11 protein-coding genes are annotated in these 13355 nt (G+C 72.3%); 9 read left to right on the forward strand and 2 right to left on the reverse strand.

Going from position 1 to position 13355, the window contains the following annotated elements:
- Positions 1 to 3 precede the first annotated feature (3 nt).
- From IF29_RS0102140 to IF29_RS0102150, 3 genes are all read left to right on the forward strand, one after another.
- Positions 4 to 1245, forward strand: coding sequence for a hypothetical protein (locus IF29_RS0102140; RefSeq protein WP_232241988.1), 1242 nt, complete (start codon positions 4 to 6; stop codon positions 1243 to 1245).
- 87 nt (positions 1246 to 1332) lie between these two features.
- On the forward strand, positions 1333 to 3315 hold the full coding sequence (gene thrS, locus IF29_RS0102145; protein WP_030248711.1) for a threonine--tRNA ligase: 1983 nt from the start codon (positions 1333 to 1335) through the stop codon (positions 3313 to 3315).
- Positions 3316 to 3376: 61 nt separating this feature from the next.
- Positions 3377 to 3937, forward strand: coding sequence for an HIT family protein (locus tag IF29_RS0102150; RefSeq protein ID WP_030248713.1), 561 nt, complete (start codon positions 3377 to 3379; stop codon positions 3935 to 3937).
- Positions 3938 to 3965: 28 nt separating this feature from the next.
- Here the strand turns inward: IF29_RS0102150 and IF29_RS0102155 are convergent, their stop codons facing one another.
- Together IF29_RS0102155 and IF29_RS0102160 are read right to left on the reverse strand one after the other, a co-directional pair.
- Positions 3966 to 5579 carry a hypothetical protein gene (locus IF29_RS0102155; protein WP_030248715.1) on the reverse strand — a complete coding sequence of 538 codons (1614 nt, stop codon included), beginning with the start codon at positions 5577 to 5579 and terminating at the stop codon, positions 3966 to 3968.
- Positions 5580 to 5716: 137 nt separating this feature from the next.
- The gene (locus IF29_RS0102160) at positions 5717 to 7927 is read right to left on the reverse strand and encodes an elongation factor G-like protein EF-G2 (protein WP_030248716.1); all 2211 of its coding nucleotides are present in this window, start codon (positions 7925 to 7927) and stop codon (positions 5717 to 5719) included.
- Between the two features lie 308 nt (positions 7928 to 8235).
- Between IF29_RS0102160 and pgsA the strand changes: the two genes are divergently transcribed.
- From pgsA to pdxT, 6 genes are all read left to right on the forward strand, one after another.
- A complete protein-coding gene (gene pgsA / locus IF29_RS0102165; RefSeq protein ID WP_030248717.1) occupies positions 8236 to 8886 on the forward strand; it encodes a phosphatidylinositol phosphate synthase in 651 nt (216 codons plus the stop codon).
- Positions 8883 to 9827, forward strand: a complete 945-nt coding sequence (locus IF29_RS0102170; RefSeq protein ID WP_030248718.1) for a phosphatidylinositol mannoside acyltransferase — start codon at positions 8883 to 8885, stop codon at positions 9825 to 9827. Before pgsA ends, IF29_RS0102170 begins: the two co-directional genes overlap by 4 nt.
- Positions 9824 to 11005, forward strand: a complete 1182-nt coding sequence (locus IF29_RS0102175; protein ID WP_030248719.1) for a glycosyltransferase family 4 protein — start codon at positions 9824 to 9826, stop codon at positions 11003 to 11005. The genes IF29_RS0102170 and IF29_RS0102175 overlap by 4 nt, the downstream gene beginning before the upstream one ends.
- A gap of 52 nt (positions 11006 to 11057) precedes the next feature.
- Entirely contained in the window at positions 11058 to 11594 is a 537-nt protein-coding gene (locus IF29_RS0102180; protein ID WP_030248720.1) for a membrane protein, read from the forward strand.
- Between the two features lie 148 nt (positions 11595 to 11742).
- Positions 11743 to 12657 carry a pyridoxal 5'-phosphate synthase lyase subunit PdxS gene (pdxS, locus tag IF29_RS0102185; protein WP_030248721.1) on the forward strand — a complete coding sequence of 305 codons (915 nt, stop codon included), beginning with the start codon at positions 11743 to 11745 and terminating at the stop codon, positions 12655 to 12657.
- Between the two features lie 81 nt (positions 12658 to 12738).
- Positions 12739 to 13335, forward strand: coding sequence for a pyridoxal 5'-phosphate synthase glutaminase subunit PdxT (pdxT, locus tag IF29_RS0102190; RefSeq protein ID WP_030248723.1), 597 nt, complete (start codon positions 12739 to 12741; stop codon positions 13333 to 13335).
- The last annotated feature ends 20 nt before the right edge of the window (positions 13336 to 13355 follow it).

Here is a 13355-nt window from a genome sequence, read left to right on the forward strand (position 1 = left end):
GCGATGCGCCGCGAAACCCGACCAGAGGCACTGGACGCCGCCGGGCGCGACGCCGTCCGCGCAGGCGGTACGCGCACCCCCGCGGACGCGGTCCACATCGACCCGGCCAGGGTCGACCCCGCGGTGCTCGGCACCCTGCTCGCCCGGCACGGCTGGACCCGCCGCGGCGGCGCCGAGGGGCGCTACACCCGCTGGACCCCGCCGGACGACCTGGAACCGGACACCAGCCTGCTGGTCCCCGCCGACCGCCGCTTCGACGACAGCGTCGACCTGCTGGACGAGGCCATCGCGGCGCTCTCGCACTCGGGGGTCCCCTCCGCCCGGGCCATCCTCGCGGCGCTGCTGGTCCCCGGCGACGAGATCCACTGGCGCCGGGAGACCCCCGGCGTGGGCGGCGCCGTCAGCTGGGGCTCGGAGGAGGACCTGCACGACGGCGCCACCGCCATGCTCTCCGCCGCCGCCAAGGCCGGGCTGCTGCGCGCCGCCTACTTCGGGGCCCGGCTGGACGGCCGGGCGGCCGAGTTCCTGGACCGGATCCTGGTGGTCGCCCCCGGCACCGGCGCCGGGCTGCTCACCGCCTACGCGCCCGCCCCCGACGACCGCAACATCACCACCACCCTGGTCCGTGCGCTGGAGGCGACCCGGGACGCCATCGACCTGCAACGGGTCAGCGGCCGGACCGAGGCCTTCGACGACGGGGTGCGGCTCGGCGTCAGCCGCGAGCTGATCGCCTCGGTGGTGACGCTGGTCCGGGGCAGCGAGGGCATCGAGATCTCGCTGGACTGGGCCGCCTCGGTGGGCACCCCGCTGGGCTTCGCCAACCGGCGGCTGCACCTGGAGTTCAGCCCCGGCGACCTGCCCGCCCTGGAGGCCGCGGGCGAGCGACTGGAACACAGCGAACCGGCCGTCGAGGTGGAGCTGACCGGTGCGGTGATCCGGCTGAAACGGCCGGTCCCCGGCGGCGAGGGCCAGGCCAGGCTGGCGGTGCTGTCCGGCGCCGACGTGGACGAGGTGCGGGTCCGGCTGGGGGAGGACGACTACCGCACCGCGGTCGAGTCCCATCTGGCCGGCGTCCCGGTCCGGCTGCGCGGCCGGCTGGAGCGCAAGGGCGGCTTCCGCAAGCTCTCCGTCCCCAGCACCCTGGTGCCGCTGGAACTGGACGCCGCCGAGCGCGACCGGATGCTCAAGGCGCTGCGGCTGCGGGTCGGCGAGCCCGCGGCGCGGGAGGACAACGAGGGCGGGTGACGGCTGCGCGGGGCGCCCCGCACTCTCGGTACCATCATGACCGCAGCACCTGCTGCTCAGGAGATTGCCGAGAGTCAGGAGAGTCCGGTGTCGGACGTCCGTGTGGTCATCAGTCGCGAACCCGATCGGGAAGAGCGTGTGGTGACGACGGGCACTACGGCGGCGGAGCTGTTCCCCGGCGAGCGCGCCGTCGTCGCCGCCCGCATCGGCGGCGAGCTGCGCGACCTGGCCCAGGTGCTGGCCGACGGCGACGAGGTGGAGCCGGTCACCATCGACAGCCCGGACGGCCTGTCGATCCTGCGCCACTCCACCGCGCACGTCATGGCCCAGGCCGTGCAGGAGATCTTCCCCGAGGCCAAGCTCGGCATCGGCCCGCCGGTCAAGGACGGCTTCTACTACGACTTCGACGTCGAGAGGCCGTTCACCCCGGAGGACCTCAAGGCCGTCGAGAAGAAGATGCAGGAGATCCAGAAGCGCGGGCAGCTGTTCTCGCGCCGGGTCACCGACGACGAGTCCGCCCGGGTGGAGCTGGCCGACGAGCCGTACAAGCTGGAGCTGATCGGCCTCAAGGGCAGTGCCGCGCAGGCCGCCGACGGCGCCGACGCCGAGGTCGGCTCCGGCGAGCTGACGATCTACGACAACCTGGACGCCAAGACCGGCGAGCTGTGCTGGAAGGACCTCTGCCGCGGTCCGCACCTGCCCAGCACCCGGAACATCCCGGCGTTCAAGCTGATGCGCTCGGCCGCCGCCTACTGGCGCGGCAGCGAGAAGAACCCGCAGCTGCAGCGGATCTACGGCACCGCGTGGCCGACCAAGGACGAGCTCAAGGCGTACCTCGACTTCCTGGTCGAGGCCGAGAAGCGGGACCACCGCAAGCTCGGCGCCGAGCTGGACCTCTTCTCCTTCCCCGACGAGCTGGGCCCCGGCCTCGCGGTCTTCCACCCCAGGGGCGGGGTGATCCGCAAGGAGATGGAGCAGTACTCGCGCCGGCGGCACGAGGACTCCGGCTACGAGTTCGTGAACACCCCGCACATCTCCAAGGAGCACCTCTTCGAGACCTCGGGGCACCTGCCGAACTACGCGGACGGGATGTTCCCGCCCATGGAGTTCGACGGGCAGAACTACCGCCTCAAGGCCATGAACTGCCCGATGCACAACCTGATCTTCAAGGCCCGGGGCCGTTCCTACCGTGAACTGCCGCTGCGGCTCTTCGAGTTCGGGACGGTGTACCGGTACGAGAAGTCCGGTGTGGTGCACGGGCTGACCCGCTCGCGCGGCTTCACCCAGGACGACTCGCACATCTACTGCACCAAGGACCAGATGCCCGGGGAGCTCGACTCGCTCCTCACCTTCGTGCTGGACCTGCTGCGCGACTACGGGCTGACCGACTTCGAGCTGGAGCTGTCCACCCGCGACCCCGAGTCCGACAAGTTCATCGGCGAGGACGCGGAGTGGGAGGAGGCCACCGAGGCGCTGCGGGTGGCCGCCGAGAAGCAGGGTCTTCCGCTGGTCGCCGATCCCGGTGGCGCGGCCTACTACGGGCCGAAGATCTCGGTCCAGGTCAAGGACGCCATCGGCCGGTCCTGGCAGATGTCGACCATCCAGGTCGACTTCCAGCAGCCGAAGCGGTTCGGCCTGGAGTACACCGCCGCGGACGGTTCGCGGCAGCAGCCGGTGATGATCCACCGGGCGCTGTTCGGCAGCATCGAGCGCTTCTTCGGAGTGCTCCTGGAGCACTACGCCGGCGCGTTCCCGGCGTGGCTGGCGCCGGTCCAGGCGGTCGGCATCCCGATCGGCGACGCCCACGTCGAGTACCTCGAGGAGTTCGCCGCCGAGGCGAGGGCCAAGGGGCTGCGGGTCGAGGTGGACGCCTCCAGCGACCGGATGCAGAAGAAGATCCGCAACCAGCAGAAGCTGAAGGTCCCCTTCATGGTGATCGTCGGCGACGACGACATGGCCGCCGGCACCGTCTCCTTCCGCTACCGCAACGGCGAGCAGAAGAACGGCATCCCGCGGGCCGAGGCGCTGGCCGAGATCCTCGACGCGGTGGAGCGCCGGATCCAGGTGTGAGCCTGTGCCGGGGGGCGTGTTCAGGGTGAGCCCGCCCCCCGGCACCTGCGCGTCAGCGCCTATGCTGATCGCTATGACGACGGAGCCGGAGCAGCAGAACGGGGCGGGCGAGCCGGACGCTTTCGGCCGCCTGTGGACCCCTCACCGGATGGCCTACATCAAGGGTGAGAACAAGCCGACCGGCCCCGAGCCCGCCGACGGCTGCCCGTTCTGCGCGATCCCGGCGATGTCGGACGAGGACGGGCTGATCCTGCGTCGGATGGACCACGCCTACGCGGTGCTGAACCTGTACCCGTACAACTCCGGCCATCTGATGGCGGTGCCGTACCGGCACGTCGCCGACTACACGGACCTCACGCCGGAGGAGACCGCGGACGTCGCCGCGCTCACCAAGCAGGCGATGACCGCGCTGCGGGCCGCCTCCGGCGCGCACGGCTTCAACCTGGGCATGAACCAGGGCTCGGTGGCCGGCGCCGGCATCGCCGCGCACCTGCACCAGCACGTGGTGCCCCGCTGGGGCGGGGACACCAACTTCATGCCGGTGATCGGCCAGACCCGGGTGCTGCCGCAACTCCTCGCGGACACCCGGAAGGTGATCGCCGACGCCTGGCCGGAGGACTGACCCGGGGGACGGGAACGGCGGGCGGCGGTCAGTCGGCGTCGTAGACGTCGGCCTTGGAGGCCCGTGCGCCCTGGACCTCGCCGCCGAGCATGCCGGCCCGGTTGCCGAAGCGCTCCACCTCGACGTCGTGGTCCTCCAGGAACTCCATGGTCGCCTTGTGCACGGTGCGCAGCACCGGGGTGGCGACCCGGAGGGCGTCGTCGGCCATGAAGCGGTCGCTCCACGGGCGGACCGCCCAGGCGTGCCGCAGGCCGAAGGGCTCCGGGAGTTTGAGGGTGCCGCCGAGCCAGTCCAGGATCGGCTCGCCCCAGGGCCAGGTGAACGGGGCGCGCAGGGTGAGCCGGACCACCTCGTCGGCGGCGACTATCGGCAGCTGCTTGGTGCGCTCCTCCCAGGGCCGGCCGGGCCTGGGCACCTGGATCTCGGCCCGGGAGGCCTTCTTGTTGAACATCGGCGCCATCGGGCCCAGTGCGTGGCCGGTGACCTCGACCCGCAGGGTGTGGTGCAGCAGGGTGACGGTGACCAGCAGCGTCACCACCAACTGACCGCCCCACAGCACGAACTGGGTGCCCAGGTAGTGCCGGGGCCCGCGGCCGAACTGCTGCTTGTTGGCGAGGCTGGTCATGGCCGAGTTGCGGTAGCGGTAGCCGTCCATGTCGGCGTTGGAGGGGCGGCTGATCTCGTCGGCGCCCTCCGGTATCGACATGACCATCCAATGGGTGACCCGCATGTCGGGGATGCCGTTCTCGGCCGGCATGGTCGACCTGGACATCTCCCTGAGCCGGTCCTCGATCCGCCGCAGCACGTCCCAGGGGTGGAAGGTGCGGATCTCGGCGATGCCCTCCGCCGGGTCGATCTGCTCGGCCATGTGCCAGGAGCCCCAGCGCTTGCCCAGGCCGAGGATGCCCTTGGTCCCGGCGTACTGCAGCACGTTGGTCTCCTGCTCGGCCTCCAGCAGCTCCAGGGCCTTCTTGAGCTCCTCGGCCCTGGTGTCCTGCGGGCCCATCGGCACGATCTCCGGGACCACCGGGCCCAGGCCGCTGCCGTCCAGCACCTCGTTCCAGCGCAGCCGCAGCTGGTCGGCGGTGCGCCGGCAGATCCGGAAGGCGACGAACCAGCCGAGCACCGGGACCAGCATCATCACCCGGACGTAGAGCCCGACCCAGCCGGAGGCGAACGGCCGGAGCAGCAGCAGGACGGCGAGCAGCGCGGCCACGGTGAGGGCGACGCCGCCGTACAGGGAGCGCCGCTCGGGGGTGCTGAGGTCGCGGATCTTGAAGGCCGCCAGCCAGATCAGCGTGCCGGGCAGGAAGAGCAGCCCGAACACCACCGCGACCCCGGTGAGCCTGCGGTCGCGTTCATGGCGGATCTTCTCCGCTTCCAGGCAGTGTTCGACCACCCGGCGCGGATCGGCGCCGTAGGAGGGGACGAGGGGTTTGCGGGTTTTGCCGGTGGTGCGCTTGACCACCGCGCGGCAGAAGGCCTCGCCTATGGTGGGGACGAAGAGCCCGTGCCGCCCTTCCTTGTGGCTGACGCTCTCCACGCTGTCGGTCAGGCCGGTGAGCGGCCCGTCCCGGTAGGCGAGGGACGAGAGTGACTCGGTGGCCGCGAAGTTGAGCGATTCGCGTGGGACGTCCGGCACTGTGGTCCCCTCCCGACAGCCGTATCAACCAGTGTTCCCCGAGCCCGACTGATCATCCGTCCATCCTCTGAGCGGATGTCAGCAGGCCCGGCTGTCAGCGTATCGTCGCCGATCATCGCCCGTCAGGCCTTTGCGGATCACCCCTGCGACTCGGCCAGCGCCCTGGCCGCCACCGCCTCCGGCATGGCCTCGTGGCGGACGTAGGCGCGGGTGAAGTCGCCCGCGCCGTGGGACAGCGAGCGCAGGTCCACGGCGTACCTGACGATCTCCAACTCCGGTACCTCGGCCCGCACCAGGGTCCGTCCGGTGCCCACCGGCTCGGTGCCCTGGACCCGGCCGCGGCGGCTGGAGAGGTCGCTGAGCACCGCGCCCACGTACTCGTCCGGGACCAGCACCCGGACCTCGGCGACGGGTTCCAGCAGCCGCACGCCGGCGGTGCTGGCGGCGTCGCGCAGGGCGAGCGCGCCGGCGGTCTGGAAGGCGGCGTCGGAGGAGTCCACCGAGTGCGCCTTGCCGTCGACCAGGGTGACCCTGACGTCGACGACGGGGAAGCCGGCGCTGACCCCGCGCAGCAGTTGGGCCCGGACGCCCTTCTCCACCGAGGGGATGAACTGCCGCGGCACCGCGCCGCCGACGACCCGGTCGACGAACTCGAAGCCGCTGCCCGGCGGCAGCGGCTCCACGTCGATCTCGCAGATGGCGAACTGGCCGTGGCCGCCGGACTGCTTGACGTGCCGTCCGCGGCCGTGGCCGGTCCCGGCGAAGGTCTCCCGCAGCGGGACGGTGTAGGGGACCGGGTCGACCTGCACGCCGTAGCGGCTGCGCAGCCGCTCCAGCAGCACGTCGGCGTGGGCCTCGCCGAGGCACCACAGCACCAACTGGTGGGTGTCCGGGTTCTGTTCGAGCCGCAGGGTGGGGTCCTCGGCGGTGATCCGGCCCAGGCTCTGCGAGAGTTTGTCCTCGTCGGCCTTGCTGTGCGCCTCCACCGCGACCGGCAGCAGCGGGTCGGGCATCGCCCAGGGCGCCACCAGCAGCGGGTCGGCGGGGGCGGAGAGGGTGTCGCCGGTCTGCGCCGAGCCGAGTTTGGCGATGCAGACGATGTCCCCGGCGACGGCCTGGTCGACGCTGCGCTGGGTGCGGCCGAAGGGGGAGGAGAGCGACCCCACCCGCTCGTCGGTGTCGTGGTCGTCGGTGCCGCGGTCGGCCAGACCGTGGCCGGAGACGTGGACCGGCTGGTCCGGGCGCAGCGTGCCGGAGAAGACCCGGACCAGGCTGAGCCTGCCGACGTAGGGGTCGCCGCTGGTCTTGACCACCTCGGCGGCCAGCGGGCCCTCCGGGTCGCAGGCCAGCGCCGGACGGGGGCGGCCCTCGGGGGTGGTGGCCGGCGGCGGCAGGTGCTCGGCGGGGGAGGGGAAGGCGGAGCTGACGAGCTCCAGCAGCTCGGCGCTGCCCAGACCGGCCCGGGAGCCCTCGACCGGCAGGGCGGAGGCCAGCACGGGGTGGAAGGCGCCGCGGGCGACGGCCCGCTCCAGGTCGTCGATCAGGGTCTTGGTGTCCACGGTTTCGCCGGAGAGGTAGCGGTCCATCAGGGCCTCGTCCTCACTCTCCGCGATGACGGCCTCGATCAGCCGGTCCCTGGCCTCGGCGGCGGTCTCGACCAGGGCCCGGTCGGGGGTGTGCTCGGTGCGCTGTCCGCTGCCGTAGTCGTAGCAGCTGCCGCTGAGCAGGCCGAGCAGTCCGGAGATCCTGGGGTTGCCGTCGGGGCCGGCCGGGCCGCGGTTCAGCGGCAGGTAGAGCGGCAGCACCGCCTCCGGGTTGTCCCCGCCGAAGGCATCCCGGCACAGCTCGACGGTGGCGTTGAAGTCGGCCTGCGGGGCGTCCAGCTTGGTGACGACCAGGGCGCGGGGCATGGCGACGGCGGCGCACTCCTCCCACAGCATCCTGGTGGCGCCGTCGATGCCGTCGGTGGCGGGGACGACGAACAGCGCGGCGTCGGCGGCCCGCAGCCCGGCCCGCAGCTCGCCGACGAAGTCGGCGTAGCCGGGGGTGTCCAGCAGGTTGATCCGCACTCCGGCGTGCACCAGCGGGACCAGCGAGAGCTGGACCGAGCGCTGCTGGCGGTGCTCGATCTCGTCGTAGTCGGAGACGGTGGTGCCGTCCTGGACGCGTCCTGCGCGGGTCAGCGCGCCGGTGGCGAGGGCGAGGGTCTCGGCGAGGGTGGTCTTCCCGGCCCCGCTGTGGCCGACCAGCACGACGTTGCGGATCAGATCCGGCCGGCTGCGCTGGTACTGGTCGGCCGCCGTACCCCTGCCGGGGCCTCCCGGTGCCGCTGTCGTCCTGTCACCCATCGCGCTCTCCTAACGCCGGACGTGCCAGTTGCTGGACGTGACCTCCTGAAGTACCTGCCGCGGGCACCGCGTTGCGTTGACTGAGGGTCACCCGCGGTGATGGTGAGCTTGGCACCGCAACCGGCCGAGGTCCATAGCTCCCGCACGGGCGGCGTGCCCGCGCCCGGCGCGCGGACCGCGCCCGGATAGCATGGGCCAGCCCGCCGGGGGCCGCGGTGAGAGCGCCGTCCCGGAACGGCCGGACACCGGCCGGACCAGCGCCGGACCAGAGCCGGAACTTCAGTCAGATCGGAGCGGTCGGAAGGCCCATGCTCAACAAATACGCGCGAGCTTTCTTCACGCGGGTGCTCACCCCCTTTGCGTCGTTCCTGCTGCGCATCGGTGTCAGCCCGGACATGGTCACCCTGGTGGGCACGGCCGGGGTGGTCGCCGGAGCGCTGGTGTTCTTCCCCCAGGGCAGCTTCTTCTGGGGCACCATCGTGATCACCGCCTTTGTCTTCTCCGACCTGGTCGACGGCAACATGGCCCGCCAGGCGGGCAGCTCCAGCGTCTGGGGCGCGTTCCTGGACTCCACCCTGGACCGGGTCGCGGACTCGGCGGTCTTCGCCGGTATCGCCCTGTGGTACGCCGGCGGCGGTGACAACCTGCTGCTCTGCTCGGTGGCGCTGTTCTGCCTGGCCAGCGGGCAGGTGGTGTCCTACACCAAGGCGCGGGCCGAGAGCCTGGGCCTGAAGTGCGACGTCTCCGGCCTGGTCGAGCGGGCCGAGCGGCTGGTGGTGACCCTGGTCGCGGCCGGGCTCGCCGGGCTGCACGGCTTCGGGGTGCCCTACATCGACTGGCTGCTTCCGATCGCCCTGTGGCTGATCGCGGTGGGTAGTCTGATCACCGCACTGCAGCGCATCCTGACGGTGCGCCGCGAGGCCGCCGAGGCGATCGCGGCCGGGGGAGGGCAGTTGTGAGCGGACTCAGCGACCAGGTGACGTACGGCGCCTACGCGGCGGGCTGGGGGGCGGTGAAGCGGCTGCCCGAGTCGGTGGCGAACGGGCTGTTCCGGCGGATCGCGGACCTGGCCTGGAAGCGCCGCGGCAAGGGCGTGCTGCGGCTGGAGTCCAATCTGCGCCGGGTCCGCCCGGAGGCGACCGAGGCCGAGATCGCCGAGCTGGGCCGGCTGGGGATGCGCAACTACCTGCGCTACTGGTGCGAGTCGTTCCGGATGCCGGTGTGGAGCCGGGAGCGGATCGCCGCCTCCTTCGAGCCGGAGTTCGTCGAGCGGCTGGACGAGGCCATGGCGTCCGGCCGCGGGGCGGTGCTGGCGCTGCCGCACATGGGCAACTGGGATCTGGCCGGGGCCTGGGTGGTGGTGCGCGGCTACCCGTTCAGCACCGTCGCCGAGCGGCTGAAGCCGGAGAAGCTGTACGACCGCTTCGTGGCCTACCGCGAGGGCCTGGGGATGGAGGTGCTGCCGCTGACCGGCGGCGCCAACACCCTGGCCACGCTCGCCAAGCGGCTGCGGGCCGGCGGGCTGGTGTGCCTGGTCGGCGACCGCGACCTGTCCGCCTCCGGCGTCGACGTCAGCTTCATGGGCGAGGCGGCGCGGATGCCGGCCGGGCCCGCGGTGCTGGCGGCGCAGACCGGGGCGGCGCTGCTGCCGGTGACCCTCTGGTACGACGGCACCCCGGTGATGAAGGGCCGGGTGCACGAGGAGGTGCCGGTCCCGGCGGAGGGCAGCAAGCGGGAGAAGGCCGCGGCGATGACGCAGGCGCTCGCGGACGTGTGGTCCGAGGGGGTGCGCGAGCACCCGGGGGACTGGCACATGCTGCAGCGCTTCTGGCTGGCGGACCTCGACCCGGCCCGGGCCCCGGCCGCGGTCGGGCAGCCGACGGCGGAGGCTTCCCGGTGAGGATCGGAATCGTCTGCCCCTACGCCTGGGACGTCCCCGGCGGGGTGCAGTTCCACGTCAGGGACCTGGCCGAGCACCTGATCCGGCTGGGCCACGAGGTCTCGGTGCTGGCCCCGGCCGACGACGACACCCCGGTGCCGCCGTACGTGGTCCCGGCCGGACGCGCCGTCCCGGTCCCCTACAACGGCTCGGTGGCCCGGCTGACCTTCGGCTTCCTCTCCGCCGCCCGGGTCCGCCGCTGGCTGCACGAGGGCGCCTTCGACGTGCTGCACATCCACGAGCCGGTGGCGCCGAGCCTGTCGCTGCTGGCCTGCTGGGCCGCCAGCGGCCCGATCGTGGCGACCTTCCACACCTCCAACCCGCGGTCCCGGGTGATGGTCGCCGCCGAGCCGATCGTGCAGCCGGCGCTGGAGAAGATCAGCGCCCGGATCGCGGTCAGTGAGTACGCCCGGCGCACCCTGGTCGAGCACTTCGGCGGGGACGCCGTGGTCATCCCCAACGGCGTCGACGTCGGCTTCTTCGCCCGCGCCGAGCCGCGTCCCGAGTGGAGCGGCGCGGACGTCCCCGACGGCGGCACCATCGGCTTCGTGGGCCGGATCAACGAGCCGCGCAAGGGCCTGCCGACGTTGCTGGAGGCGCTGCCCCGGATCCTGGCCGCCCGCCCGGGGGTGCGGCTGCTGGTGGCCGGCCGGGGCGACGAGGAGGAGGCGGTCAAGGGCCTGCCCGCCGAGGTCCGGGCCAGGATCGAGTTCCTCGGCATGGTCAGCGACGAGGAGAAGGCGGCGCTGCTGCGCAGCGTGGACCTCTACGTCGCGCCCAACACCGGCGGCGAGAGCTTCGGCATCATCCTGGTCGAGGCGATGTCCGCGAACGCGCCGGTGCTGGCCAGCGACCTGGACGCGTTCCGGCAGGTGCTGGACGGCGGCGCGGCCGGGGAGCTGTTCCCGGTCGAGGACGCGGAGGCGCTGGCGGACGCTGCGGTCCGGCTGCTGGGCGACCCGGAGCGGCTCGCCGAGCTGCGCGAGGCCGGCTCGCGGCACGTCCGCCGCTTCGACTGGGAGACCGTCGCGGCCGACATCCTCTCCGTCTACGAGACGGTCACCACCGGTGCCGCCGCGATAGTCGGCGAGGACCCGGGCGGCGGCTGGCGGGCCCGGCTGGGCCTGGCCCGGGACTGAGGAGCCGGGGAGCGGACCGGGCGACCGGTCCGAACCTCTACAGTGACCCTTCGTGAGCATCTGGATCTGGGTCGCCTTCGCCGTTGTCCTCGTCGGCCTCTACCTCAGCTGGACCGCGGGGCGGCTGGACCGCCTGCACGCGCGCATCGACGCCGCCCGGGCCGGCCTGGACGCGCAGCTGCTGCGCCGCGCCTCGGCGACGCTGGAGCTCTCCACCTCCACGCTGCTGGACCCGGCCGCCTCGGTGGTGCTCTACCAGGCGGCGCACGGTGCGCGGACCGCGTCCGAGGAGCGCCGGGAGCTCGCCGAGAGCGAGCTGAGCCAGGCCCTGCGGGCGGTCTTCGCCGAGCCCGAGCAGGTCAAGGAGTTGCGCGCACTGGTCGGCGGCGAGGAGTACGTGGTCGAGCTCAGCTCGGCGGTGCGCCGGGTGCCGATGGCCCGCACCTTCCACAACGACTCGGTCCGGGCCGCCCGGGCGGTGCGGCGGCACCGGATCGTGCGGATCTTCCGGCTGGCCGGCTACGCGCCGTTCCCGCAGACCGTCGAGATCGACGACGAGGCGCCGCCGGTACTGGTCGCCCCGGCCTGAGCGGGCGCCGGCGCGATCGACCCGCGAGTGCCACGGCGGAGTGTGTGATCTGCGTCCGATGGACCCGGTGGAGCAATCGGTTAGGGTCGGAGCGGGCCTACCATGGGCTTGTCGCACCACTGCTCCGCATTCTTCAGTGAGGTCTTTCGTGTCCACCAACACTCCCGCCCCCACCGACCAGCCCTCGGTCGGCACCGCCCGCGTCAAGCGGGGCATGGCCGAGCAGCTCAAGGGCGGCGTGATCATGGACGTCGTCAACGCCGAGCAGGCGAAGATCGCCGAGGACGCCGGTGCCGTCGCGGTGATGGCGCTGGAGCGGGTCCCGGCCGACATCCGCAAGGACGGCGGCGTCGCCCGGATGTCCGACCCCAACATGATCGAGGAGATCATCGAGGCGGTCTCCATCCCGGTCATGGCCAAGTCCCGGATCGGCCACTTCGTCGAGGCCCAGGTGCTGCAGGCGCTCGGCGTCGACTACATCGACGAGTCCGAGGTGCTGACCCCGGCCGACGAGGTGAACCACTCCGACAAGTTCGCCTTCACCACCCCCTTCGTCTGCGGCGCCACCAACCTCGGTGAGGCGCTGCGCCGGATCGCCGAGGGCGCGGCCATGATCCGCTCCAAGGGCGAGGCCGGTACCGGCAACGTGGTCGAGGCCGTCCGCCACCTGCGCCAGATCAAGAACGAGATCGCCCGGCTGCGCGGCTACGACAGCAACGAGCTCTACGCCGCCGCCAAGGACCTGCGCGCCCCGTACGAGCTGGTCAAGGAGGTCGCCGAGCTCGGCAAGCTCCCGGTGGTGCTGTTCTCCGCCGGTGGTGTGGCCACCCCCGCCGACGCCGCGCTGATGCGCCAGCTCGGCGCCGAGGGCGTCTTCGTCGGCTCCGGCATCTTCAAGTCCGGCGACCCGGCCAAGCGCGCCGCCGCCATCGTCAAGGCCACCACCTTCTTCGACGACCCGAAGATCATCGCGGACGCCTCCCGCAACCTGGGCGAGGCCATGGTCGGCATCAACTGCGACACCCTGCCCGAGACCGAGCGCTACGCCAACCGCGGCTGGTAGTCCGCAGGTTCGGTGGGGAGCGCGGACCGAACGGTCCGCGCTCCCCCTTGTTTCCCATCCTTCGCGAAGAGGTTCCCCACAGTGACCAGTTCCCCCGTAGTCGGCGTCCTCGCCCTCCAGGGCGACGTGCGCGAGCACGCCATGGCCCTGGCCGAGGCGGACGCGGTGGCCCGGCCGATCCGCCGCCCCGAGGAGCTGGCCGAGGTCGACGCCCTGGTCATCCCCGGCGGCGAGTCCACCACCATGTCCAAGCTGGCGCTGCTGTTCGGGCTGATGCAGCCGCTGCGGGAGCGGGTCGCGGCCGGGATGCCGGTCTACGGCTCCTGCGCAGGCATGATCATGCTGGCCGACAAGATCCTGGACGGCCGGGACGACCAGGAGACCGTCGGCGGCATCGACATGGTGGTGCGGCGCAACGCCTTCGGCCGCCAGAACGAGTCGTTCGAGCAGGCCATCGAGGTGCGCGGGCTGGACGGCGGCCCGGTGCACGGCGTGTTCATCCGCGCCCCCTGGGTCGAGTCGGTGGGCGAGGGCGTCGAGGTGCTCGCCGCACTGGACCACGAGCGGATCGTGGCGGTGCGTCAGGGTAGTCTGCTGGCCACCTCGTTCCACCCGGAACTGACCGGTGACCACCGCATCCACCGGTTCTTCGTGGACATGGTCCGTGCCCGGGCGTAACGGCAGGTGACGGTAGGATC

Origin of the sequence: Streptacidiphilus jeojiense (genome assembly GCF_000719095.1) — a bacterium.
GTDB lineage: Bacteria > Actinomycetota > Actinomycetes > Streptomycetales > Streptomycetaceae > Streptacidiphilus > Streptacidiphilus jeojiensis.

What these genes read in the sequence shown, in the direction of transcription:
- IF29_RS0102140 (WP_232241988.1), top strand. Translation starts at nt 4, where the DNA reads ATGCGCCGCGAAACCCGACCAGAGGCACTGGACGCCGCCGGGCGCGAC.
- IF29_RS0102150 (WP_030248713.1), top strand. Translation starts at nt 3,377, where the DNA reads ATGCTGATCGCTATGACGACGGAGCCGGAGCAGCAGAACGGGGCGGGC.
- IF29_RS0102160 (WP_030248716.1), bottom strand. Translation starts at nt 7,927, where the DNA reads ATGGGTGACAGGACGACAGCGGCACCGGGAGGCCCCGGCAGGGGTACG.
- pgsA (WP_030248717.1), top strand. Translation starts at nt 8,236, where the DNA reads ATGCTCAACAAATACGCGCGAGCTTTCTTCACGCGGGTGCTCACCCCC.